Raw genomic sequence first — 24772 nt, forward strand, 5'->3', positions numbered from 1 at the left:
CAGTTTTTGAGATACTGAAATGTCAGCGCTGCGAGGGTAAAAGCTCGCAATAACTTCTCTACACTTCGTGCGGATCGTCCATGCCTAGCAGGCGTTAAGCGTGCCGAGGGGACCAACGCGCGCATACTTGCCAGGGCAACGACCAATGTGTCTTCTCAAAAAATCCAGAGCGAGGAAAACGTTCTTGCAATCAAGGTTACCCTTTTTAAAAGGACCGTGTAATCCTTACGCTTGTAATCAAAACTTAAGCATGGATGAAGGGCGATGACGGGAAAAAGCGGAACGCTATGTCAGCCGGATCGATCAACGCTGCTTTTCGACACAGACACACGTAAGCTTCCGCTGAAAAAAGCTCTGGGGTTTTGGGAGGAGTCGGCCGGCTCTCTCTATGATTTTCACATCGCCAGGCCGGAAACGTTCTATACCCATGGCCGCACGCTGTGTTTCGGGGAAGTACTTCTCAATTACTGCGCTAGTGTCGAACAAAAGCTTAGCCGCTCGACCTATCGTATCGGAATGGATGGCTTCGATCATTATGAGGTTCAGTTCTTTCTAAATGGAAATTGGCGTCGCGGCGATGGCAGACGCGAAGCACAGGCAGGGCCTGGCGATCTGGTTGTCCATGATACGGCACAGGCTCACGCAGGCTCAGCATCCGATTTTACCAACGTCACTCTATTCGTTCCCCGCGCCCTGCTTGAACCGCTGCTCGATAGGCCAGACGAGCAGAATATGCGCGTTATCGGTTCCGATAACCCACTGGTCAGTCTATTGCGCAGACACGTAATTGGGCTATTTCGCACGCTTCCCTCGCTTGATGCCACGCAAGCCGCCTTAATTGAGTCACCCACAGTCGAGTTGATCGCTGCGACACTCAATGGCACTGAGAGGCAGGAGAATTCGCGCGGTGTCGCAGCAGCCCAGTTCGATTCAATACGGAGCTATATCGATGCGCATGTTTTGGATCAGGGCCTTTCCGTCGAACAGCTTGCTGTTAAATTTGGTATTTCGCTCCGTAAGCTGACATATCTTTTCTCACAGGAAGGTGGGGTCGCATCGTATATTCAGAAGCGGCGGCTTCTATTGGCTCGCCAGAGCCTCCGCGATCAGCGGCATGCCCACAAATCCATCGCAGATATCGGTCTGGAGCATGGCTTTGTCTATGCGCCCAACTTCACACGCGCCTTCCAGCAAACATACGGCATGACGCCACGCGAAACCCGCGCCATGGCCCGCAGGACATGGCTCGTTGGGGAGCGCGAATCGCCAAATTGGTTTTATCGAGCATCGCGATGGGGTCTATAATGCCTTGGGCCAGTTTGCGCGCTCAGATCATTTGAGTAAAGGAATTTTGCGTGCTCGGATAATTCCGAACTTTCACCCGCAAAACGATTAATTTCCAAGCGCTCCCGTGATTTTATCCGGTTCAGGCGGTTGGGGCTTGCGATCTTCTTGCACTGTCAGGGATCAAGGGTGGCACTGCTCAAATTCCATTGGAGAGTGGCAACTTGAAAAAAATCCTGTTTTGCTCATTAATTCTGTTTTGCTCGTCTGGGGCAATGGCCGCAGATGTGGTCCTCGACAATTCAGCGCTACCCGTGGTTTCGCAAGCGCCCATTAGCTGGACTGGCGCCTATATTGGCGTTCAGGCCGGAAGCGGCTGGGCGAGTGGTGATTTTTCCGGCTTTGGCATCAACGGATCCGAGGACGCCAATGGAGGTTCGCTCGGTGGCTTTATCGGCTATAATTATCAAAGCGGTAATAGTCTGATGCTCGGCATTGAAGCCGATGTTGAATACAACTGGAACGAACAACAGGTTTTCGGCGCTGATTTCGGCACCGACTGGGCAGGTTCGGTACGCGGCCGTGTGGGCTATGCCTTCAATAAGGCGCTGATTTACGCCACGGCCGGCTGGGCAGCAACACGCGGTTATGTCGACGTGCCGGGACTGGGCAAGGCCCAAGAAACCTACAACGGCTACACGGTCGGTGCCGGTCTGGACTACGCGTTCACCAACCAGATCTTTGGTCGGATCGAATATCGTTATAACGACTATGGAGACAAAGCGCTTCAGGGCATCAACGTCGATGTCGACCAACACGCGGTCAAGATTGGCCTGGGCGTCAAGTTCTAGTGCCGGGCTGCACAGGCGATATGATCAACCAAACCTCCCAATTTATAGTGACGGCGAGGCGGTCCGGGTCGCTTCTGGCCACGACCGTTCTCGTGTTGTGCCTTATCCGATTGGCAACCACCGTGCCCGCATCGGCCCAAAGCATCACCACGTCCGGAGACGTTACCCCCTCCCCGGCGTCGTCACCCGTATGGCATGTTGGTGTTGTCAATGTCGGCAATGCAGGAGAAGGAACGCTGACGGTGGAGGGCGGGGGGCTTCTCATCAGCACATATGGCCAGATCGGCGTCCAGGCCGGGGGCGCGGGAACGGTGACTGTGGCGGGGTCCGGGTCGGGCTGGTTGAGCAACAGCACTATCTACGTCGGTATGTTTGGCACCGGTACGCTCAATATCGAGGATGGGGGGACCGTCAGTAATGCCCAAAGCGGATATATTGGCAACTACGGGGGCTCTGCCGGCGCCGTGGCCGTCACCGGGATTGGATCGACTTGGGCGAATGCGGATTATCTTTCCGTGGGATATATGGGCAGTGGCGCACTCACCATAACCGATGGCGGTAGGGTCACAAACAGTTTTGGCTACATAGGCGCGAATCTCGGCTCCATCGGAACGGCGACCGTGTCTGGAGGCGGTTCAAGCTGGGAAAACAGCGGCGATCTGGTTGTTGGCCAGCTTGGAGACGGCACGCTAGCCATCGAAAGCGGCGGTGCAGTCAGCAATGCGACTGGACATATTGGTTTCAGTCCCGGTTCAATTGGCACAATAACGGTGACGGGCGAAAACTCGTCATGGACAAACCATAGCACTCTTGTTGTCGGCAACTACGGCACTGGTAGGCTGACTGTTGCGCAGGGCGGCGTGGTCAGCAGTGAGGATGGCGGCATCGGTATCCAGGCTGGTTCCTTCGGTACGGTGACGGTGAGGGATGTTGGCTCGATCTGGACCATGGTAAACGATCTCGTAATCGGTAGGGCTGGCAGTGGCACTGTGTCGGTCGCGGCAGGTGGCATGGTCAATAACGGGTTTGGCTATATTGGCACAGGCTTGGGTGCAGAAAGTCATGTCAATATCACCGGCGCTGGTTCGCAGTGGACTAACGCCCACAGTCTTTTCGTTGGCGATGCTGGTGGCCATGGCACGCTTCTGATCGAGAACGGCGGTACAGTCAGCAATGGCTACGGGGTAATCGGCAGCGGCACCGGAACTGGCACCAAAGGTGCGGTCATCGTGACTGGTGAAAACTCCAGGTGGTCCAATCTGGGCGACCTTAATCTTGGCAATTCGGGCACGGGTACACTGACTGTCGAAGAGGGAGGTGCGGTCCTTACCGGCAGGGCCGGTTATGTCGGCTATGGCGCCGGTGCCTTTGGCGCTGTCACCGTTCTGGGAGAAGGATCGTCATGGGAGAGTTCCCTCGGTATTTACGTGGGTGTTTTTGGTAACGGTGAGCTTTCGATCAAGGAGGGGGGCAGGGTGTCCGGCTACGGCGGCACTCTCGGTGACTTCGCAGATTCCGCTGGCCTAGCCACGGTCAGTGGCATGAACTCATCCTGGATAAACACCGCGGACGTCATAATTGGTAACAACGGCGCGGGCACATTGTCTGTCGAAGATGGCGGCCAGGTTTCGAATACGTTCGGGACTATGGCAAAGGAAGCCGGCTCAAAAGCCGCGGTTACCGTCACTGGTAATGATTCAGCCTGGATAAACAGTGACACGCTTTATATTGGCTTGCGCGGGACAGGGGCGTTGTCAGTCGAGGATGGTGGCTATGTATCCAACGCCACCGGTTTCATCGGTCGCGCGGGTGATGCACGAGGCATGGTCACAGTGGCGGGGAGCGGCTCCGCATGGGACAACGACACTCTATATGTTGGCACAGACGGAAAGGGCTCGCTGTCGGTAATGAACGGCGGCGCCGTATCGAATGAGTCTGCCGGGTTTGTCGGATATTCATCGGGTGCCCAAGGAGATGTCTTGGTAACTGGCCGCGGTTCAAGTTGGACCAGCAAAGGCAATCTCAACGTCGGATACGCTGGTACTGGCATCCTGACCATCGCCGATGGCGCTACCGTCACGGCTGCGAGCGGGGTGGGGAGTATCGACGTTGCCAGCATCTCCAGTTCGACCGGTACAATCAATATTGGGGCGGCATCGGGTGAACATGCCGCCAATGCCGGCACGCTCAAATCTGCCGGATTGCTGTTTGGCAGCGGGACTGGCTCGCTTGTGTTCAACCACACTGGCCTTTCAGACGGTTTCGTGCTGGATTTTGCTCCGGATATCGCCGGTCGAGGAACAATCTTTAATGAAAATGGCAATACGGTCCTGAATGGGGATAATTCCCACTTCACAGGTGAGACGGAGGTAACGGGGGGCGAGTTGACGATCGCGGATCGGATTGGAGGCTCAGCGTCGGTGCACGGCGGCAGTTTGCGGGTGAACGGCCAACTCGGCGGCAATGTTGAGGTTTCTGACACCGGACGGATCATGGGACGCGGAACAATCGAGGGGAGCCTCTCGCTCTCTAGCGGCGGCACTTTATCAGGCCAACAGGGACAGGCATTGGCTGTAGTCGGTGATCTGAGGCTCGACGCGGGCAGTGCTGTTGAAGTCGCTCTGGGAGGTGTCTCGTCGCCTGCGCTCTTCAACGTCGGCGGTAACCTCACACTCGACGGCATGCTTGAGGTTACCGATCAGGGCGGGTTTGGTGTCGGTGTGTACCGACTGTTCGACTATGCCGGAGGGTTGACGGACAACGGCCTTAGCATCGGCTCGACACCGGCGGGCGTTGTCGCGGACGATCTATCCATCCAGACAGCAGTCGACGGTCAGATTAATCTGGTTTCAACCGCCGGAGCGGAGCTCGGCTTCTGGGACGGCGGCGATGTAGCACTACACGACAATAATGCCGTGGACGGTGGTTCTGGCACATGGAGGGCGGACGGGCGTAACTGGACCTCTGACAATGGCTCGATCAACGGATCCTTTAAACCGTACCCAACCTTTGCGATCTTTCAGGGAACGTCCGGGGCAGTCGCGGTCGACAATAGAGCAGGCGCGATCGGCGTCACTGGCATGCAGTTTGCCACCGACGGATATCGCGTTTCGGGCGATCCAGTCGAGCTTCTCGGCATGAATGGCGAAACCATCATCAGGGTTGGCGACGGTGGTGCCTCAGACAGCGGAACCGCGGTTGGAATATCGGCAACGTTAAGCGGTGCCTCCGGCGTGGTGAAGACAGGTGCCGGATCTTTAGTGCTCACCGGCAATAACACCTACACCGGAGATACACGCATCTCCTCCGGCACATTGTGGCTGTCGTCGGATGCCAATCTCGGTGCATCATCAGGGGCGGTGATTTTTGACGGAGGAACGCTGGCTACGACGTCCGGTTTTACCTCGGGCCGTGCGATCACCTTTAACGATTCTGCACGCATCGATGTTTTCGCAGATCGCGAACTTTCCTTGTACGGCGCGATATCGGGGACGGGCGGCCTTGAGAAGCTTGGCAATGGAACATTGAAACTGTCCGGAGAGAACACTTACGGGGGAGATACAGTTGTACGGGCCGGAACACTGATTGGCGATGCGGGCTCTATTACGGGCAATATTGCCAATGCGGGCACGGTCGTGTTCGAGCAAGGCGCAAATAAATCCTTCATCGGCAATATTGTCGGGTTCGGTGGCTTGACCGGCAAGATGATCAAGCGTGGGACAGGTACGCTCACGCTCACCGGCAGCTCGCATCTCGGCTGGACAGTCGATGCTGGTGAACTGGTTTCGGCGACCAATCGGTTTACCAGCGATCTCGTCATTGGTGCCGATGGCAGCTTTACCTTCGATCAGGACTATGCCGGCAGTTATGCCGGTACGATAATCGGCTCGGGGGCACTACTGCTGACCGGCGGAGGCGCTGTTGCGCTGACTGCTGACAGTTCAGGATTTGCCGGAACCACTGCGCTATCCAATATGACGCTCGTCGTCGCTGAGGCACTCGGTGGTTCCCTCTCTATCCTTGACGGCGGTCGTCTGGAAGGCACCGGCACGGTTGGCCCAACGACGGTTGCTGCCGGCGGCACGCTTGCGCCGGGAAACTCGATCGGCACGCTTGCCGTCGATGGTGACCTTAGTTTTGCACCCGGATCACGCTACGAGGTGGAAGTCAATCCCCAGCGTACTGACAGAGATCTTTTGTATGTGGCTGGCAATGCCGCACTCAATGGCGGAGCTATTGCCCATATCGGCGCGACGGGTGAATATGAACTGCGTTCGACCTATACCATCATTTCTGCCCATGGTGCTCTATCGGGCACATTCGATGGTGTAACGTCGGACTTTGCCTTCCTGAACCCTGACCTGATCTACGACTACGGCGCGGGAACCGTCGATCTGTTGCTAGTTCGCAATGATCGCGATTTCGCTTCTGTGGCCCTGACACCGAACCAGATCGCCACTGCACAAGGGATCGACAGCATCGGTTTTGATGCCAGCGATGCAGTTTACGATGCGGTAGCTCAAATCACCGCCGATAACCAGCTTATCCGGGCCAGTTTCGACGCGCTCTCGGGCGAGATCCATGCCTCGGCGATGACAGCGCTAATTGAGGACAGCCGGCTTATTCGCAACGCCGCCAATGACCGGATCCGCGCAGCATTCGGCAACACTGGCGCATCTGCTACGCCGGTCTTGGCTTATGGCCCGGAAGACGCCCCTATACTCGTTGACGCCGAACATGCCGGTCCGGCATTCTGGAGCCATGGATTTGGCTCTTGGGGTTCGGCCGATGACGACAGCAATGCAGCCTCGCTTGACCGCGCGACAGGCGGCGTGCTGGTCGGAGCAGATAGATTGGTCGATGAATGGCGCCTTGGCCTGCTGGTGGGCTACAGCCAGTCGAGCTTTGACGCGCGGGATCGGGCTTCATCGGGCTCAAGCAACAATTATCATCTTGGCCTGTATGGTGGAACCGAGTGGGGCGAACTAGCCCTACGCACTGGTGCTGCTTACACTTGGCACAATATCGATACTAGGCGTTCTGTCGCCATCCCTGGGCTTGCCGATAGCCCTTCAGCAGATTATAGCGCTGCGACTTTCCAGGTGTTTGGTGAACTGGCCCATGGCTTGGAGCTAGATTCCGAGTCGCGACTGGAGCCTTTCGCTAACCTCGCCCATCTAAGCCTGCATCGCGACGGTTTTGGGGAACAGGGCGGTGCGGCGACACTCACGGCAGCGAGCACGACTGCCGGCGTGACCTTCACAACGCTTGGGCTAAGGAGCGAGCACAACCTCACGTTCGGCACCATGGATGCGAAACTCAATGGTACAGTCGGCTGGCGGTACGCCTTTGGTGACACCACGCCGGAAAGCAATCACGCCTTCTGGACCAGTGACGCTTTTACTATCGCCGGCGCGCCGGTCGCCAAGGATACAGCCATTATCGACGCCGGCATTGACCTAAATCTGACACCCGACGCAGCCGTTGGTCTGTATTACACCGGCCAACTTTCCTCAGTCTCTGCCGATCACGGCTTTAAGGCAAACCTGAATATGAGGTTCTAGCATGAGCAGAGGTCATGGCGGTGCCATACTCAGCATTGTCCGCTATTCAACCTTTTTATTTCAGGTCCAATCTGTCGTTAAAATCAGGCAGAGCGTCCAACAACTCGTTGGAAGAACGATGACGTGTGCTGTTCAGTGCCGGAACTCTGCGGATAACGAGATTTTTCTGATTCGATGTTAAAGAGACCCAAGAAGCCATAAATGAGTGCTTAGTCCCCATGTGTGTTTCAAGATAGTCGGTAAAGCAGCCTGACATGCCCTGACCGCGGCGATGAGCCACGCCATGTGATCGAGTACTGCCTCGTTTTCCAGACGCGTCAAACGACAAAAGCTTCTGACGCAGCGTTGGCGCAAATGGGATGCCTTGCAGGGGTTGCCCTTGGACGACCGCTGTGCCGCGGATCGGATTGGTACATAAGCAGCGATGCCCGCTTTCCCGCAGGCTTGATATCCTCGATCCTGTCAAAGCTGAGCGTGTGCATTGCCGCCTGCACCGTTGGCGCAAGCCCCCCATATCGAGCACCTTGGTTACACACTCTGGGTGTCATCGCCGACGCCGACCTTCGTCATGCACGCCCTTGCTCGGTCATCTGGATCGGTCAGCGAAATCTGGTTCTCGCCTGTGCGATCAAGCTCGTCTAAAAATGCTTTATGCCGGTCGCGCTTGCCCTCGATAGCTGCGATTTTCTCAGCCAGTTTGCCGTCACCTCTGCACTAACGCCGCCGCTGGCTTCTTCTTGCGCATCGCCTGCATCGAGCCGCGTTATATATCGTAAAGCTTTTCGGCGGTCTCGCGGATGAACTTAGTCGGCGAGCGCCGCGTGAAGTTGCGATCCTTATCGTTGGCTGCTTTGATACGGGGTCAAGCACCCGCCAGTAGCTCACGCCCGGACAGATCAAGCTGACGGCAGCGAACGACGATTCCCGGAAGACTTGCTTGAATGCCGACAGGTTTACCCGCCGAAAATCGGCGATCATGGGGATCCTGTTGGAGGTGCTGCAGCAGCCAGATGTCCTCGATACTGCCGTGGCCCTAAGCCCCAAGCCGCCGGCTGAATCGACGACTAGTGTAGCCACGAACGTACCACTTGAGCAGATTTGCAGGGGCAAACCCCGGCAGCCCTGTATCCTTGGCCGTCACCCGCACGAGAAACCGGCGGCCTGAGGATCGAGGCCGTCGACGGAGACTTCGATAAAGCGAGCCGGTTATTCGGGCCGGCATAATCGACTACCGCTTTCGATCAAAGCAGCAATTGCGAGCAGTCTGTTCCTGATAGACGTGACATGGCAAAGTCTACATAGAGGCAGTTCGAGAGAATCGCGCAGGTGTTTTTGGGAATACAACAATGATGGGAATATCTATCAGCTTCCGTGAGCGGATTTTGCTCTACGCTCTGCTCACGTCCCTAACTTCCATTAGCATCGACGCACTATTACCAGGTTTGCGGGCAATTGGGGCCGACGTCAGCGTTTCTCTGCCATTCTCGACGCAGCACGTGATATCTTTGTTCATCTTCGGAATGGCCTTCGGGGAATTGCTGCTGGGACCACTTTCCGACGCTCTGGGCAGAAAGAAAGCTCTTGTCCTTGGCCTTAGTATCTATGCTGTGGGAACAGTCATGGCCATGCTAGCGGACTCGCTGGAAATGTTGATCCTGGGCCGATTTCTTCAGGGATTCGGTGTGTCTGGCCCAAAGATTGCGACACGTGCGATGATCCGTGACCAATTTGAGGGTGACGCCATGGCTCGTGTCATGTCCTTCATATTCACACTATTCATTATCGTACCGATGTTGGCCCCGGTCTTAGCACAAGCCGTCATAAACACTGCAGGATGGCGCAGTATATTCGTCTTCTACCTTGTGTTTGCTGGAATGCTCGGCCTCTGGCTAATACTCCGCCACCCAGAAACGTTGTCTCCGGAGCAGCGGATCGCCTTTCGCCCAAGGCTGCTCTTCCGCAACGCGCAGGGCATTCTTGTCAATCGCCGCGTGGCACTGCTCATTCTCGCAACTGGCCTCGTCTTCGGTGCGCAGCTTCTATATTTAAGTATGGCCGCTGATCTATTCTTCGATTCCTACGGGATCGCGGAGACCTTTCCGCTCTATTTTGCCATGTTGGCAACCAGTATCGGGCTAGCCTCGTTTCTCAATGCCCGGCTCGTTCAACGCTTCGGCATGAATGCGATGGCACGCGCTGGATTTCTAGGACTAACACTTGGCGGGATGGCGATGCTTTTCGCGGTTTTTGTCTTTGAGGGGCATTTGCCGCTTACTGTCCTTCTGGCTCTGACCTATGCTGCGTTCTTCGCCATCGGCATGCTCTTCGGCAATCTCAACGCAATGGCGATGCGCCCGCTGGGGCAGGTGGCGGGATTGGCCGCCTCACTGATTGCCTCAGGCTCCAGTTTTGTCGCCACGATCTTTGCAGTCACAATGGGCCACTTCTACGACGGTACGCCTCTCAACATGGCCTGCGGTCTGTTTATTGCTGGCACAATCGCTCTAGCTCTGTCCGAGCTAGCGGCTCGGGGCTCTACTACTCCAGTAGAAGTTGCTCGATAGCGTCTGACCTGAATGGAGTCTTACTCACTTCTGGAGTTCTCGGACAGTCTGCAGAATATATGCGGTATCAGACTATCAGGAGATAGTCATGCTCGAAATCGCTGTCGATATTCTCCTGGTGACAGTCCAACAATGCGAACGAAGATTTTGCTAAACGCACTGGGATCAGAATACCCGACCTCCCACGCGATGCGCTCGATAGGGGAGTAACCGAACTGCAATAGCTCCTGAGCCTTCGCGGTTCGCAAGCGTTGAGCATAGTCGGTCGCGGTCATTCCTGTGGCCCTGTGGAAGCGACGCAGGAAAGTGCGTTCCTCGAGACCTGCCTGTTTGGCCAAGATCGCCAGCCTTGCCTCTTTGCCTCCATTCGCCTCAAGAAAATGCTGCGCCTTAATGATTGCTGCGTCCCCGTGTGTTAGCCGTGGAGCGAGCCCGCTGTAATAGCTTTGTTCGCGCCCAGGGGGATCAATTAGGAGCATACGTGCGGTCTGAGCCATTACCACAGGACCAAGAAAACGCCCCACAAACTTTAAGCCGAGATCGGTCCATGCCATCAGCCCACCCACTGAGATGATATCTCCGTCATCGATAATCAGCCTATCTGTATCAAGCACGACATTGGGAAACCGATCGCGAAAGGTGTCGGCAGATGCCCAGTGGGTCGTGATCGTTCGTCCGGTGACGAGCCCAGTTTCCGCCAAAAGGAACGCCCCCGCGCAGACGGAAGCCAGTAGCGATCCTTCGCTATGACGTGTGCGCAGCCAGCGCGCAAGCGGCGCGGCAGCTTCAGCCGATATCGGAGGCTCCAACGAAGGCGGCAGGATCACCACGTCGCAAGGGCCTGTGTCCTCCCTGCTTGCGTCGGGATCGCTGTCGAACACCACAACAGGCTCTTCATCGCCCTCGATCCGCAAATGCCGTACTATCAGACGCCGAGTAGCGGAATCGGCACTATCAGCCATCCGGCAGGCCACCTTGAACAAATCGGTCAGTCCCAGCGCCGCCGAAGTCTGCACGCCAGGATAAAGCAGGATTCCTATTCGCACATGTGTCATTGTCGATATTGCCCTTTATTATGTCGTTTTCGACAATTGCGACAACGTCACCTGAAACGATATTCAGTGCAAGCAAGAACTTACTGTGAAAGGACCTTCGATATGTCGAAGCGCGCTATTCTGGTCGTCGACCTCCAAAACGAATATTGGCCGTCGGGCAACCTTCCGCTCTATGGCATCGCCGCCGCCGCCACCAATGCTGCCCGCGTCATGGATCATGCCCGAGCGAAAGGTGATCTGGTCGTTAACATTCGCCATGAGATGGCCGGAGCGTCATTCTTCGTGCCCGGCAGTGAGGGTGCCAAGATTAATCAAGCCGTACTGCCGAAGGATGATGAGGCCGTCATCACCAAGCACTTCCCTAACTCATTCCGCGAAACCGGGTTGTCCAATCTGCTCAAGGAAAACGGCATTGAGGACGTCGTGGTCGTCGGCGCGATGAGCCATATGTGTGTTGATGCGACGGTGCGCGCAGCCAACGATCTCGGGTACAAAACAACGACGATCCACGATGCCTGCGCAACGCTTGATTTGAACTTCAACGGCATCACCACTCCAGCAGAACAAGTGCACGCAGCAATGATGGCAGCGCTTTCCTTTGGCTATGGCGACGTGATATCTACCGACACCTTCCTCGCTCGCTAACGCCCCGTTCAGGAGAAGACTAGCCATGACTACACGCAGAGAGCTTTTTGCCTTGTCAGGCGTTGCGCTTGTCGCCAGTGCCTTTCCGGCATGCGAACAGGTCGGCGCCACGCCATAGGCGGCTCCCAGGTAGCGAGTATAGTTATCCGTTTCCGGGAAGTGGAAGACCCTGCCGACCGGCTGTGGCCTTTTGGCAGCGGTCTGTTCTTCCCCCAACAGCGTTGCCGGATTGAATAGGCCTTGATCTGTAACGATCCCTTGCAAACAGGATTGCCCGCCGCTCGATTTGGTGGTTGAGGCCGAATATCAACGCAAATTTCAGGTCAACATGCCGAAGCAGCGGACCATCGGAATGCTCGTCGAGTCCTCCGTCGAACGACCGCAATCGGGTCGGGAACCGCCGGACTGCAACGCGCCTTCAATCCAGGCATTAGCGTAGACCTTCTTACGTGTTTCAAAGTGGTCGCTCCGCTTATCTAGGGGGACGACTGGAGCCGTGGCTTTATACATTGGTGAGTAGAAAACGAACGGAGACATGGCATTGTTGTAATTATGACTGATAAACCCGATTTGCGCTTTAGCGGCTTTTCGCAACCTCTTCAAACCCGTAGTCAGCAGAACTTTCGCCGATCTGATTCAAGCCTGCTCGCAGTGCTTCGGAAAACTTTTCGGTTTGGTCAGCATGAAAAGTAGCCATGACAATCGTCAGCGTTTTTTCCAGGCCGTTCCTCGGTTCGAGGCTTCCGAAAACGCCATGGCCAAGTTGCCTTCTCTACGTGCTGGATCAGCGCTTCGGTGAGGGCTTTCGCCTGCATGAGATCCTTATCACGGTTCGAGTATCCCCGTGGCATCTCTTCGCCAGCAAGTGCTGACGATCATCTTATGCATGGCAAAGCGTTCAGGTGCCTGAATTGTGACAGGCACGCCGCTTTTGTGAAGCATTACGGTTCGGATCTGCTCATGGAATAGTGCTTAGAAACAAAATTGAAATGAAAAACAAAACCCCAGCCTATCGAGATTGTGCCAGACGGAGTTACGCGCTTTGACAGTTATCGCTAGCTGTCACCGTGCTTCGTAGATCATCTGATATTCATAACCAAATACAATAAAAACCCCGGCGACCGCAAAGCCCACCGAGGTTTGCGCACCGTTTGTAAGCGGGGGCTCGGGACGGTGCGCATCAGTATCATAGTCTTATCTGAGCAGTATGAGAACCCTTCTTGGCATCACGAAAGATTAGATATCGAAATGATCAGGCTGGCATTAGGTGTCCAGTAGAGCCAACCTATTGTGCGTCCTATCTAGTATCAGGGGTAATCGACCTGAATTATTGAAAGACACTCAGTCCGACCACGCTCGTGGTGGTCTCGTTCTGCCGGGACAGTGTACCATAAAAAACGCGCCTGCGGCCTGGCTGACCGGTATCGCGTGGCGAGTTAACGCGCTGCAAACGCCTGGTGGCCACTTTGTCCGACAAGCTGGGCGCCTATTTTCGTAAGGGACGTGCCCACGTCATCGGCGCGCCAGCCTGCGCGCATACCGCCTGACTGCGACTTCTTATGCACAAGCGATACGCAGGCCTGCCTAAACGCAAATCATGGCCGCGGCCGTCAAACTCGACAGTCCGGACAATTTCGCTTTGATCGTCTGGGGATTTGGTGCAATTGCAATTCTATTGTTGTGAAGGTGTCGGTGAAGACAAGCCAAAACCTGTATTCCCGCCTGTGTCTGTTTCCCCTTCGAGTCCAAAATAACCACACTTGTTGCAATCAGATCTGGGCAACAGATGTTTCATGTAAATGGTTCCATTGCAATCGCGTATCTATTTTTGTCAGATATGCGGTTGCCAAACGTTTCCTCGGTCCATGGCATAAATCTTCCTGAATTTCGTGATAGGTTACAAGCGCACCATCAGAGTTTTCATATATAATAGACATATTTTCGAGTTTGATTTTCAGCCCGGATTTTGCTCCGGCCTGTGCTTTAAAAAACGCACTAATTTCAGGATAGCCGAGTTCTGTCCCCCCCATAGTGATCATTGTGAAATCTGCTGCAAAAACAGCCATGAGTTCTTTATAAAGTTCATCTCTGTTATCCGCACCGCTAAACCAGTCCTCAATCATTCTGATTGTGTTTCGGACGAGGTCAAAATACATATTTGATTGAGTCATTGTGGGTCGCTCTTTGCGTTACTTTTGGGATTGAACATTGTCAAGAATTTCGCGGTTCGGTAGTTGCGTGCATATGGCAAGTGGGATCAAAGCAGTTAGGGCGATGATCAGGAAACAGGTGTGAAAGGCTTGTATTGCAACTGCAGTCTCAGATGGATTGGTTACATCGCTTACGCCGTACCATGATAAAACTATGTTCAGAAACAACGAAAGAAGCGCAATGCCGAAAGCAAAAGCTAGTTGCCGGTTGATATTCCAGATCGCACTAGCATCTGCCAGGTCGGGTGATTGAACCTTTAAAAAGGCGGTGCTTTGCGCTGTGCTGCTGCACAGACTGCCGCCGAACCCCATTAGAGCGAAAGCGATAATAAACAGTGGGTATTGATCTGGTTTATGCGTTTGAGAAAGTAAAGCAATCCCAAAGCCTTGAAGTATGCAGCCGACAACAAATAGCGGACGTGGCCCGCATTGATTATAGAATTTTCCGGTCAAGCTGATTGCAATAAAAGAAGTCAGTGACCACGGGAGCATCAGAAGACCGGTATCTGCCGCGGGCATTCCCAAGACCGATTGAAGATAGAGCATTGTAATCATACTGATGCCGATAAACACACCAGGAATAAACAAATAGACGAGCATTGATGTTCTCATCAGAAGGTCATTAGTTAGGCGTAAATTTAGTACCGGCGGTGTCTTTTTCAGGTTGATCTTGATGAAGACTGCTATTGCGGTCAGCCCGGTTAAAACGCCAAATGTTCCGCTATGAAACGTCTCCTTATTGGTGAGTTGCGATAGGCCGACTAGTAAAAATACCAATCCTAGAGATCCGGTGAAAAAGCTGTAAAAATCAAAGGAAGGAAGAGGTTGGGTATGTTGCTTATCTGTTTTAAGCCAGAAAGCTGCAAGACAGAGTGTTAACAGTGCCAAGGGCAAATTGAGAAAGAATATCCAGCGCCAGCCGAGGTAATCTACAATGATGCCACCTGCTACAGGAGAAAGAGCAGGCGCGAACAAGGCAATCAACATGATGAAAGAAGACAGTCCCGCTCGTTCATCAGACCGGTAATGCTGATATGTTAATGTCTGGCCAACTGGAATAAGTAAGCCGCCGCCCAATCCCTGCAACACCCGCCATGCGATCAGCAGGTGGGTCGATCCAGCCATACCTGCACCAGCTGTTCCAAATGTAAATAGCGCCAGGGATAGTAGCAATGTGTTTCTCGCGCCGTAGCGTTTGGACAGCCAACTGCTCAAAGGAATGATCAAGGTGAGGCCGAGAATGTAGCCCGTGCCGATCCAGCTAAGCTCGGTAACATCCGTATCAAGATCGCTCGCAATGTGCGGATAAGCGACACTCGCTACGAAGAGATTAATAAGGTCCAGAAAGAAACCCAGCATATAAACAGTAGCGATTTTAATCCGGTATGACATGGAATCTCCTTAAGAAGACCCGTCTATACGCTTTGTGATAATGATGATAAGTCAGACAAATATGAAATAAATAGAAAAATTATTTTGACAATAGATGGCGGCCTCATGCTCAATTTACAACGGGTCAATATTTTCGTAGCGGTTGTTGATAGCGGATCATTTACAGCGGCGGCAAAGCTGCTTGGTCACACACGGGCGGTTATCAGTTTCAACATCAAGCAACTCGAGTCTGATCTCGATGTGTCTTTACTTACCCGTACGACACGACGTTTAATGCTGACTGAGGCGGGGCAGAGGTTTTACACGCACGGACGGAGGCTGCTGCAAGACGCATCTTTGGCTGAGGAAGACGTGCGGAGCGGGCATCAAGGGCTGAATGGACTTTTACGGATCACAACCACTCAGGAGTACGGGGTTTATAAAATCGTTCCCAAACTCGCGGCATTTTCTCAAATGCACCCACAATTGAAAATAGAACACAGTGCATCTTCACATCACGCTAATCTGGTTGCGGAACGATTTGATATTGCAATACGTCTTGGTCAAATTGCTGATACAGGCTATCGTGCGGCGCTGGTCGAGACTTTTTCAGTTGTTCCAGTTGCCTCGCCGGACTATCTGAGAAGTGTTGATGCGCAAGAGCCTATCAACCTGCATGATCTCAAAGCTTTACGGTGGATGGCACATAGCCGTTTGGATACGCCGTTAATCTGGAAAGTTCAAACGCCAAATAAAATCCAAGAAGTGCTGGATATGCAAACAGAGGCAGCGATAACAGCAGACAGTTCTTCAGCATTGCGGGAATTCGCGCTGCGCGGAGCCGGAGCGGCATTGTTGCCTGAATGGTTGATAGCTGATGACATCGCAGCAGGTCGCTTGCTCCACTTACTGCCGGATTATCGCTTTCCGACGCAAGCAGTGTCTGCGATTTATCCGAACACACGTCATATACCGGCAAAGGTCAGAGCGTTTATTGATTTCTTGAAAAAGGCGGACGAGCGATAATTTACTAAAGCCACATCCTGTGAATGCATTTATCATATCTGCAGTGCCACCTGAGTTGAAATCAGATCTTTTACTGTGAGTCGATTTTGCCGGGTTGATTTGATGCAGGAGACATAAATTCGAGCGCACAAGGCAGTTGAAAACGGCACTGTGGAGCACTTTGAAGTCTACCTTGACCCGATGTAAAACGTCTAGCACTTGATTATTTTCGGCTTCCCAAGGTTTGCAAGGCGGCAGAAGCTGATGGCGCTGTCTTATGGTAGCGATCGTTGGCATCGCCGAAGAGGGAAGTCAGACAGAATGCTGGCTTTTGAGGATGGATATCACCATAAGCTTCAGGCTGCTCAGGCCTATAAGCAGTGATCCTCACGGCTGGTGACCCCACCCGCCCCACAAAACCATTTGTGGCATAGTCAACGACCTGAATAAATCGAACCGTTGCAAATGTGCTAATTCTCAGACTAGGGTTTTCAGTGTAAGCAATTCCTGTGCGGTAGCCTCGTCGGTGATGAGGACTTGTGCTTTGGTAGTTAGGATGCTGGCGCGGATCACCTGCGCTTTCCTTACGCCACCTGCAGAGATGATCACCTTCGGTACTTTACGCAATTCGGTGGGATTGATGGCCATGGCTCGTTTGTTGATCGGATGATCAACTATTTCACCAGCCTCATTAACAAATTGACACAACACATCCCCCACGGCACCCGCAGCCTGCAGGCTTTCAGCATCTTGTGGCGTCAGCAAACCACGACGGAAGATCGATGCCTGTTTGCCGACATCAGCAACACTTAGTATGGCAAGATCAATCTCTGAAACTTTATTTTTCAGGACTTTAAGATCGTCTATTTCCCAAAGTTGTTGTGCCAGTTCTACACGAGGCACAAAAACCGGAGCAGTAATCTGAAAAAGCTCTGTTTTGTAAAATTCTGCCAACCGCCATGCAACGGCCGAAGGATTATGAGCCATGGAGTGGGTCAGTCCACCAAGCAACGAGATAACGGAGAGATCATTGATGTCGCGCCATTTCAGATTGCTCATACAGGCTTGCAAAGTTGCACCCCAGCCCACACCTATCGTCAGTCCATCTTGCAACCTGTCAGAGAGATAGCGACCCGTTGCATGGCCGATCACGGCAGAGAGACTGGCTTCTGACTGGTCGGAAGACGGCACGACAATGGCTTCAAAAAGTCCAAGATGCTTTTCCAGCGCCCGTTGTAGGCGGATCAACGGTTCAGCGTGCGAATTCAGAGAAATTTGAACAATGCCCTCTTCGCGGGTGGCTGCAAGCAGACGGAAAGCCTTAATCCGACTGATATCCAGATTTTGGGCAACCTGCTCCTGAGTTAATCCCTCAATATAGTAAAGCCAAGCAGCTCGTAGTTTTAACTCATCCTGATCTGCCTGAAATTTCGTTTTCGGCTTGCTGCTGCGGGCCATTATCCTACCTTTTGCACGTGCTTCTACCGAAGGCATAATGTTTCAATCGTATGCGATAATGGGGTGATAACGCAAACGGGTCAAGAATTCTGTCCAAACATAATTGAACAAAAATATTTAATTTGCAAAGAATGTACACATAAATCATATATTCGATCACAAATTGCAGAGAATCTCCTGCAGCGGAGAGGTATTTTCAAGAGGTGGAATATGCGGATTTTGATTTCGAACGATGACGGTATTGATGCGCACGGAATTGCTCTGCTTGAAAAAGCCGCGCGTCTTTTGACTGATGATGTTTGGATCATTGCGCCCGACGGCAATCGGAGCGCAAACGGCCACTGTGTTTCGCTCACGGCTGGATTTTCGGTCAGTAAATTGGCGGACAAGCGTTATTCGTGTACCGGCTCTCCTGTTGATTGTGTGATTGCCGCGGTTCATTGGGTGTTTCGTGATCAGAAGCTGCCGGATCTTGTTTTGTCGGGCATCAATGCTGGGCGCAATGTTGCAGAAGATGTATCTTACTCCGGCACAATGGCGGTTGCCCGCGAAGGAGCGCTGAATGGATTCGCTTCAGTCGCATTTTCTGCACCGCGCGATTGTGAACCTATAGATATGGCCGGTTTGAAATGGCTTTCCAGTCACATTCGTAATTTCTGGGAAACCAGAAGCGAGTGGGCGCATGATGGTCATTGGCTCAATGTCAATTTACCGCGCAAGTTGCCTGCCGCATTGGAAATGGCAGAAATCGGCCGCGATAAAAACCTGAAGTACGTCAATATCCAGGAAGAAACAGAGAACTCTGTTCGCATTCAGCCATTGGCCGATCGCGATTATAAGTCCAATGGTAATGATGAAAACGCGTTGATTGATGCGGGCAAGGCCAGCGTGACCAACCCTAATTGGTTTGGTCATTCAAAAGTACCGGTTTCTGTAACGGCGCATAAGCCGTCGTAACTTTTTGAATACTTATACAAAAACACCCCCTTTTGTAATCGCAAAACGGGGTGTTTTTTTGGGAAAGCCGATAGGCTTGGCCTTTAGAGACTTAGCCGCCGATCAGCGGATAAACCGCTTTGATCACGTCTTCGAGGTGACTATTCTCGAAGCCCTCCTGCTTGAGCACTTTGCTTTCGATGCTGCCGTCATCAGAAAAATGATGTTCCATATAGCCAACTTCGCGGGTGCCCCCCATTTCCGGCACAAGTTCTGCCGTTGTTGTAAAAGCAATAGATGAGCACCATTCCAGATGCACATTTCCCCGCTTGGTCGATCGTTGCTGGTGAAGATGGCCGCTGGCGATCAGGCGCAGGTTCGGGTGATTGATAAGGGTGTGAAGGCGAGCCCAACCTTTTGGGTCAACGGTCCAGTAAGTTAACTCAGTGCTGTCCATGTTGTTGATATAGATCGGCTGGTGGGAAAAAACCGCCAGATAACGGTCGTTGAGTGACCTAACTTGTTCGTCTATCCAGTCATACTGTTCTGCTTCCTGCGGCAGACCAGAACCGATTAACATTGAACTGATTCCGATTATTCGCCAGTTGCTACGATCAATCACCCAACGATCAGCGCCAAAATAATCAGCAAATCTTATATATCGCGCGGCGTTGATGGCGCTGCCATTTTCACTTTCCGGTCTTGAGAGATTTGGGTTGTCGCCGATATCATGATTGCCCGCGAGGAAGTAGATAACTTTCCCAGTCTCATTAAAGAATTCGCGGCACATCGCATAATCTTCATTATAGCGGATGCCGTCCAACGTGATGTCACCGGTATGGATGATGAAGTCATGGTCTGATTCCGCAAGTGGTCGGGCCAGCAAGCGGTTGTTCTCCCGGAAATGCTCAGTTCGTGGTGAAAGATGCGTATCTGAAATCTGTAATATGCTGAATTTGGACATGTTCTGCTCCCATGGATGAACGAGTATTGATGTAAACTTCGTCATTATGTACAAAAGTATTGACTGCGAGGAAAAAGTTCAATAATTTTTTTGAGCGCTAGGCAGGCTTTGTTAATTCTTGACCGGGTCTAGCCAGTGAAGCTCTCTCATCGAAAACAATAAGCAGGTTGAGGGCAGACTTAAACATTGGGAGGGGAACTGGATGTCCGGTATTGAGATCGTCAATCTCAACAAAAAGTGGGCGACATTCCACGCGGTTAACGATGTGAATTTTGCCGTTGAGCCAGGAACACTGACTGTGCTGCTGGGACCGTCCGGTTGCGGTAAATCCACATCTCTGCGCTTGATTGCGGGATTGGATTCAGTCACTTCCGGGCAGATCATTATCGGCGGCAAGGACGTGACCAATTCAGCGCCAGCAAAGCGCAGTCTGGCTATGGTTTTTCAGTCTTATGCATTGTTCCCGCATCTAAGTGTTGCTGAGAATATTATTTTCGGCCTGCGAGTGCGCAGAGTTTCTGCTGGTGAGCGTGACAAGCGTCTGAAGCGTGCAGCCGATATTCTGGGCTTGTCGCACCTACTTGAAAGGCGTCCGTCCCAACTTTCAGGTGGGCAGCAACAACGCGTTGCGCTGGGGCGCGCTATTGTAGCGGAAGCTTCAGTTTGTTTGATGGATGAGCCTCTCTCCAATCTTGATGCGCAGTTGCGTCATGAGATGCGCAAGGAAATCCGCAACCTGCAACAGCAGCTCGGCATGACCATGGTGTATGTCACCCATGATCAGATTGAAGCCATGAGCCTTGCCGATCAGGTTATTCTGATGAAGGGTGGCAGGATTGAACAGAAGGCTAAGCCTTCGGAGCTCTATCTGAAACCCGCAACAACTTTTGTAGCTCGTTTTATCGGCACGCCGCCGATGAATATTATCAGTTTGGCTGATTATAACGGTAAGGCTGCGATCAGCGGCGCTGCCGATGGTCCGGCAATTATCGAAGGACCGGGGCAAGGACTGGTGTTGGGATTGCGCCCTGAGGAAATCCGCATCTCTCATGAAGGACGGGTCAAAGCTCTTATCGAGGCGATCGAATATCACGGTGCGGACAGCATTCTTGAATGCAGAGTTGGAGATCAGACTTTGCAGGTGCGTGTTGAAGGTGTGCGTCAGCTTAACGTTGGCGATACCGTTGGTCTGACATGGCTTCCGTCTGCTGTGCACATATTCGATGAAGTAGAGGGACATAGGGTCGAGCGCACAGTCTTACCTGTCTAAACAAAAGCCGTTAGCGCAACGACAATTAATTGGGAGGAAATGATAATGAAATTGCAGGCAAAGCGAGCAATAAAAACACTGTTTGTTACTTCAGTAACGCTGGCGGTTCTGGGCGGCTGGGGAACAGCTCAGGCCGAACCCGTTGAGATCAATTTTTATTATCCGGTAGCGATCGGCGGACCGGTAACCAAAATCGTTGAGGACTTAATCGCCCGTTTTGAAGGGCAGCATCCGGATATCAAGGTAAAGCCGATTTACTCTGGCACTTATCCTGAAACACTGAGCAAATCACTGACGGCATTCAAATCCGGTCAGGCACCAGAGGTGGCGGTTATGCTCTCAACAGATATGTTCACGCTGATTGAGGAAGATGCCATCGTACCATATGAGGACCTGGCCAAGACCGATGATGATAAGGCATGGCTTGCAGGTTTCACACCGGTTTTCATGGTCAACAGCAGGAGCGAGGACAAGACATGGGGTGTGCCTTTTCAGCGTGGCACTACGGTGTTCTTCTGGAATAAAGAGGCTTTCAAGGAAGTCGGGCTTGATCCCGAGAAAGGTCCGCAGGACTGGGCGGAGGTTGTTGATTTTGCAACCAAGCTGACCAAGCGGACGGCAAATGGCAGTGTTGAACGTTGGGGTATGCAGGTCCCGTCCTCGCTGACGTCTTATTGGCTGCTACAGGGGTATGTTGCGCAAAACGGTGGAAAAATTGCTGAGCCGGACGGCAAAAAAACCTATTTCAACTCTCCCGAAGTTGTTGATGCGATGCAATATTGGGTTGATTTGGCAGCTAAGCACAACGTTATGAAGCCCGGTGTGATCGAATGGGCAACCAATCCAAAGGACTTCTTTGAAAGTCGTGCCGCAATGATGACCACCACAAGCGGTAATCTGACGAATGTAAAGAACAACGCTCCTTTTCCGTTCGGCGTACAGATCCTCCCCAAAAACAAAGCTTTCGGAGCTCCGACGAGTGGCGGTAATGCTTATATTTTCAATGTTGAAGATGAGACAAAGCAACAGGCAGCGTTTCAATTCGTGAAATGGCTTTCATCCGCTGATCAAGCTGCGGAATGGAGCATCAAAACCGGCTATATTGCCGCCCGAGATGACGCATGGGAAACGGAAGCCATGAAGAAGTATGTAGAGGATTTTCCAGGCGCAAAAGTGCCGCATGATCAGATTCCCTACATGGTGCCAGAACTCTCCACTTACGAAAATCAGCGTGTTGCCCGTGTGATCGATGACGCGATCGAAGCGTCGCTCACAGGCAATAAAAGCGTTGAAAAAGCCCTTGAAGATGCTCAGGCCGAAGCGGAACGTATCCTTAAACCGTATAATTAATATCGCGGTGGAATAGTTCTTGTGGCAGTGCAGTCATAGCTTTCATCATTCATAAAATAGCGCGGCGTGCACCCGTTGAAACCAGCCCGCGCTCGTAACAAAGCCTGGAGAAATCGCGTGAATCAGGTGAAAAACCAGCTGACACCCTGGCTTCTGCTGTTACCAGCCACTGTACTGCTGGCGGTGTTTACGCATATTCCAGCGGTGATGACATTCATCAATAGCTTCTATCAGACACCACGCGGCCGGCGTCCGCCGCGGTTTGTTGGTCTGGATCATTATACAACAATGATCAATGATCCGGTCTTCTGGGCCGCGCTTAAGAATAATGCGATCTATGCACTTGGCACCGTGCCTGCCTCTATCGCTCTGGCAATGCTGATGGCGATCATCGTGAATTCATCCATTCGCGGTCGCTCGCTGATGCGAATGTCTTTCTTTCTGCCGACTGTATTGCCGATGATAGCAGTGGCCAATATTTGGCTGTTTTTCTATACACCCGGCTATGGGCTGATTGACCAATTTCTGGGGCTGTTCGGCTTCCATGAAACCAACTGGCTTGGTAATCCTGATACTGTGCTTGGTAGTTTGATGGTACTGGCGATCTGGAAAGAAGCAGGCTTCTTCATGATCTTCTATCTCGCCGCATTGCAGCAGATCAGTCCTACACTCTCAGAAGCGGCAGCCCTAGAAGGTACAGGACGTTGGTATTTCTTCCGCCGGGTGACCTTCCCGCTATTGATGCCGACAACTTTGTTCGTGCTGATTAACGCAATGATTAATGCGTTCCGACTTATCGATCATGTGATTGTTATGACACGCGGCGGACCGGATAACGCCAGTACTCTGCTGCTTTACTATGTTTACAACGTTGCATTCCGCTTCTGGGATACGGCTTATGCATCTGCTTTGACAGTTGTGCTGTTGCTCGCACTGGCTCTCATTGCTTTCGTCCAGTTCGGGGTTCTTGATCGCAAGGTGCATTACAAATGAGTGCAATGACGTTAACCCATCAACCGCGTGAATTTTCTTTCTGGCGCGTCGTTGAAACCATGGCCTGCTATCTTCTGGCCTTCTTGTGGCTATTACCGTTGCTCTATGCGGTGTGGATGGCGTTCCATCCGCCGGAATATGAAGCGCGATTCGAATTGTTCGCACCGCTCACACTGGATAATTTCACAAATGCGTGGCGTGCCGCACCTTTCGCGCGCTACTTTCTCAACACATTTATGCTGATCACTACTATTTTGATTAGTCAGTTCATCATCTGCACCCTCGCAGCCTTTGCTTTTGCCCGTTATGACTTTCGTGGCAAGACTATAATTTTTATGCTGGTACTGGTGCAATTGATGATTATGCCGGAAGTATTGCTGGTAGAGAATTACCGTACCATTGCCAAGCTTGGTTTGGTGGATACAGTGGTGGCGATGGGACTACCCTACATGGCATCGGCCTTCGGCATATTCCTGCTGAGACAGACCTTCCTGACGGTACCGAAAGAACTAGACGATGCGGCGCGTGTGGAAGGGGCGGGTGCACTCACCACGCTTCTCAAGGTTTATGTCCCATTGGCCAAGCCCATTTATGTGGCGTATGGTCTGGTTTCAGTCAGCTATCACTGGAACAACTTGCTCTGGCCATTGGTCATAACAAATTCAGTTTCGACCCGTCCACTTACGGTTGGCCTACAGGTGTTTTCCTCGCCAGATCAGGGGGTACAGTGGAGCATTATTTCAGCGGCAGCATTGATGACCTCAGCACCCTTGCTGGTCGGCTTTCTTCTGTTCCAGCGTCAGTTCGTGCAGAGCTTCATGCGCGCCGGTATCAAATGACATCAGCAACGCCGTGATTGACCAAAGAAAGCGTCTTGATCCATATCATTAAATAGAGGCGCTGAATTTTATTTAAACAACCCGTTAAATGAGAATTACATAACTTAAGGGTGGATAAGAGTTTTGGGGTAAGTCCGCGCGATGATTGCAACTTTACTTGCCAAAATAAATCCCCGCCGATGTCATGTAGAGCCGAGGCCGGGCGAAGTGCGTTCTTGGTCTTTGCATTGGAAAAATAAGGGCCAACCAGACACTTATCCAAACGAGCGAGAACCGAGCAAAAGGCTATTTCCCCGGCAAGAGCCCATTTGTGAGAGTTCTATACCAAATATCGTCTTGTTGAAGGCGAATTCTATTTTGCCTTTTGCCCCATCGAGTTTCTGCTAGGGATAACACGAGCGGCGATCGCAGGT

General features: G+C 52.5%; 18 protein-coding genes. 12 read left to right on the top strand and 6 right to left on the bottom strand.

Annotation, left to right across the window (positions count from 1 at the left end):
• The first annotated feature begins 264 nt into the window (after positions 1-264).
• The 5 genes from CES85_RS26185 to CES85_RS26205 all read left to right on the top strand — a co-directional run bounded on the left by CES85_RS26185 (position 265) and on the right by CES85_RS26205 (position 10263).
• The gene (locus CES85_RS26185) at positions 265-1305 is read left to right on the top strand and encodes a helix-turn-helix domain-containing protein (protein WP_095448672.1); all 1041 of its coding nucleotides are present in this window, start codon (positions 265-267) and stop codon (positions 1303-1305) included.
• A 203-nt stretch (positions 1306-1508) separates the two neighbouring features.
• The gene (locus CES85_RS26190) at positions 1509-2135 is read left to right on the top strand and encodes an outer membrane protein (RefSeq protein WP_095448673.1); all 627 of its coding nucleotides are present in this window, start codon (positions 1509-1511) and stop codon (positions 2133-2135) included.
• 122 nt (positions 2136-2257) lie between these two features.
• Positions 2258-7699, top strand: a complete 5442-nt coding sequence (locus CES85_RS26195; RefSeq protein WP_167388332.1) for an autotransporter domain-containing protein — start codon at positions 2258-2260, stop codon at positions 7697-7699.
• Between the two features lie 285 nt (positions 7700-7984).
• On the top strand, positions 7985-8341 hold the full coding sequence (locus CES85_RS27335) for a hypothetical protein (protein WP_157743532.1): 357 nt from the start codon (positions 7985-7987) through the stop codon (positions 8339-8341).
• A 704-nt stretch (positions 8342-9045) separates the two neighbouring features.
• Complete coding sequence (locus tag CES85_RS26205; protein ID WP_244923340.1) at positions 9046-10263, top strand: multidrug effflux MFS transporter; 1218 nt, start codon at positions 9046-9048, stop codon at positions 10261-10263.
• Between the two features lie 86 nt (positions 10264-10349).
• On the opposite strand, the gene CES85_RS26210 is transcribed toward CES85_RS26205, so the two are convergent.
• Positions 10350-11318, bottom strand: a complete 969-nt coding sequence (locus CES85_RS26210) for a GlxA family transcriptional regulator (protein ID WP_095448676.1) — start codon at positions 11316-11318, stop codon at positions 10350-10352.
• 102 nt (positions 11319-11420) lie between these two features.
• On the opposite strand from CES85_RS26210, the gene CES85_RS26215 reads away from it, so the two are divergent.
• On the top strand, positions 11421-11963 hold the full coding sequence (locus tag CES85_RS26215) for a cysteine hydrolase family protein (RefSeq protein ID WP_095448677.1): 543 nt from the start codon (positions 11421-11423) through the stop codon (positions 11961-11963).
• 825 nt (positions 11964-12788) lie between these two features.
• Here CES85_RS26215 and CES85_RS28025 read toward each other — a convergent pair.
• The 3 genes from CES85_RS28025 to CES85_RS26230 all read right to left on the bottom strand — a co-directional run bounded on the left by CES85_RS28025 (position 12789) and on the right by CES85_RS26230 (position 15565).
• The gene (locus tag CES85_RS28025) at positions 12789-12905 is read right to left on the bottom strand and encodes a GSU2403 family nucleotidyltransferase fold protein (protein ID WP_244923341.1); all 117 of its coding nucleotides are present in this window, start codon (positions 12903-12905) and stop codon (positions 12789-12791) included.
• 827 nt (positions 12906-13732) lie between these two features.
• Entirely contained in the window at positions 13733-14134 is a 402-nt protein-coding gene (locus CES85_RS26225; RefSeq protein WP_095448678.1) for a nuclear transport factor 2 family protein, read from the bottom strand.
• A gap of 18 nt (positions 14135-14152) precedes the next feature.
• Complete coding sequence (locus CES85_RS26230) at positions 14153-15565, bottom strand: MFS transporter (protein ID WP_095448679.1); 1413 nt, start codon at positions 15563-15565, stop codon at positions 14153-14155.
• Between the two features lie 105 nt (positions 15566-15670).
• On the opposite strand from CES85_RS26230, the gene CES85_RS26235 reads away from it, so the two are divergent.
• The gene (locus CES85_RS26235; RefSeq protein ID WP_095448680.1) at positions 15671-16570 is read left to right on the top strand and encodes a LysR family transcriptional regulator; all 900 of its coding nucleotides are present in this window, start codon (positions 15671-15673) and stop codon (positions 16568-16570) included.
• A gap of 456 nt (positions 16571-17026) precedes the next feature.
• Here CES85_RS26235 and CES85_RS26240 read toward each other — a convergent pair whose 3' ends face one another.
• Positions 17027-18007: a sugar-binding transcriptional regulator gene (locus tag CES85_RS26240; protein WP_244923342.1), complete on the bottom strand. Its 981-nt coding sequence runs from the start codon at positions 18005-18007 to the stop codon at positions 17027-17029.
• Positions 18008-18070: 63 nt separating this feature from the next.
• On the opposite strand from CES85_RS26240, the gene CES85_RS26245 reads away from it, so the two are divergent.
• Positions 18071-18964 carry a 5'/3'-nucleotidase SurE gene (locus CES85_RS26245; RefSeq protein ID WP_244923343.1) on the top strand — a complete coding sequence of 298 codons (894 nt, stop codon included), beginning with the start codon at positions 18071-18073 and terminating at the stop codon, positions 18962-18964.
• Positions 18965-19055: 91 nt separating this feature from the next.
• Here the strand turns inward: CES85_RS26245 and CES85_RS26250 are convergent, their stop codons facing one another.
• Positions 19056-19907, bottom strand: coding sequence for a metallophosphoesterase family protein (locus CES85_RS26250; protein ID WP_095448682.1), 852 nt, complete (start codon positions 19905-19907; stop codon positions 19056-19058).
• 202 nt (positions 19908-20109) lie between these two features.
• Between CES85_RS26250 and CES85_RS26255 the strand changes: the two genes are divergently transcribed.
• The 4 genes from CES85_RS26255 (at position 20110) to CES85_RS26270 (ending at position 24359) form a co-directional block, all read left to right on the top strand.
• Positions 20110-21177, top strand: a complete 1068-nt coding sequence (locus tag CES85_RS26255; protein ID WP_095448683.1) for an ABC transporter ATP-binding protein — start codon at positions 20110-20112, stop codon at positions 21175-21177.
• A 45-nt stretch (positions 21178-21222) separates the two neighbouring features.
• Complete coding sequence (locus CES85_RS26260) at positions 21223-22527, top strand: ABC transporter substrate-binding protein (protein ID WP_095448684.1); 1305 nt, start codon at positions 21223-21225, stop codon at positions 22525-22527.
• 117 nt (positions 22528-22644) lie between these two features.
• On the top strand, positions 22645-23520 hold the full coding sequence (locus tag CES85_RS26265) for a carbohydrate ABC transporter permease (RefSeq protein ID WP_095448685.1): 876 nt from the start codon (positions 22645-22647) through the stop codon (positions 23518-23520).
• Between the two features lie 59 nt (positions 23521-23579).
• Complete coding sequence (locus tag CES85_RS26270; protein WP_434063372.1) at positions 23580-24359, top strand: carbohydrate ABC transporter permease; 780 nt, start codon at positions 23580-23582, stop codon at positions 24357-24359.
• The last annotated feature ends 413 nt before the right edge of the window (positions 24360-24772 follow it).

The sequence above is a fragment of the Ochrobactrum quorumnocens genome (assembly GCF_002278035.1).
Classification (GTDB): Bacteria; Pseudomonadota; Alphaproteobacteria; order Rhizobiales; family Rhizobiaceae; genus Brucella; species Brucella quorumnocens.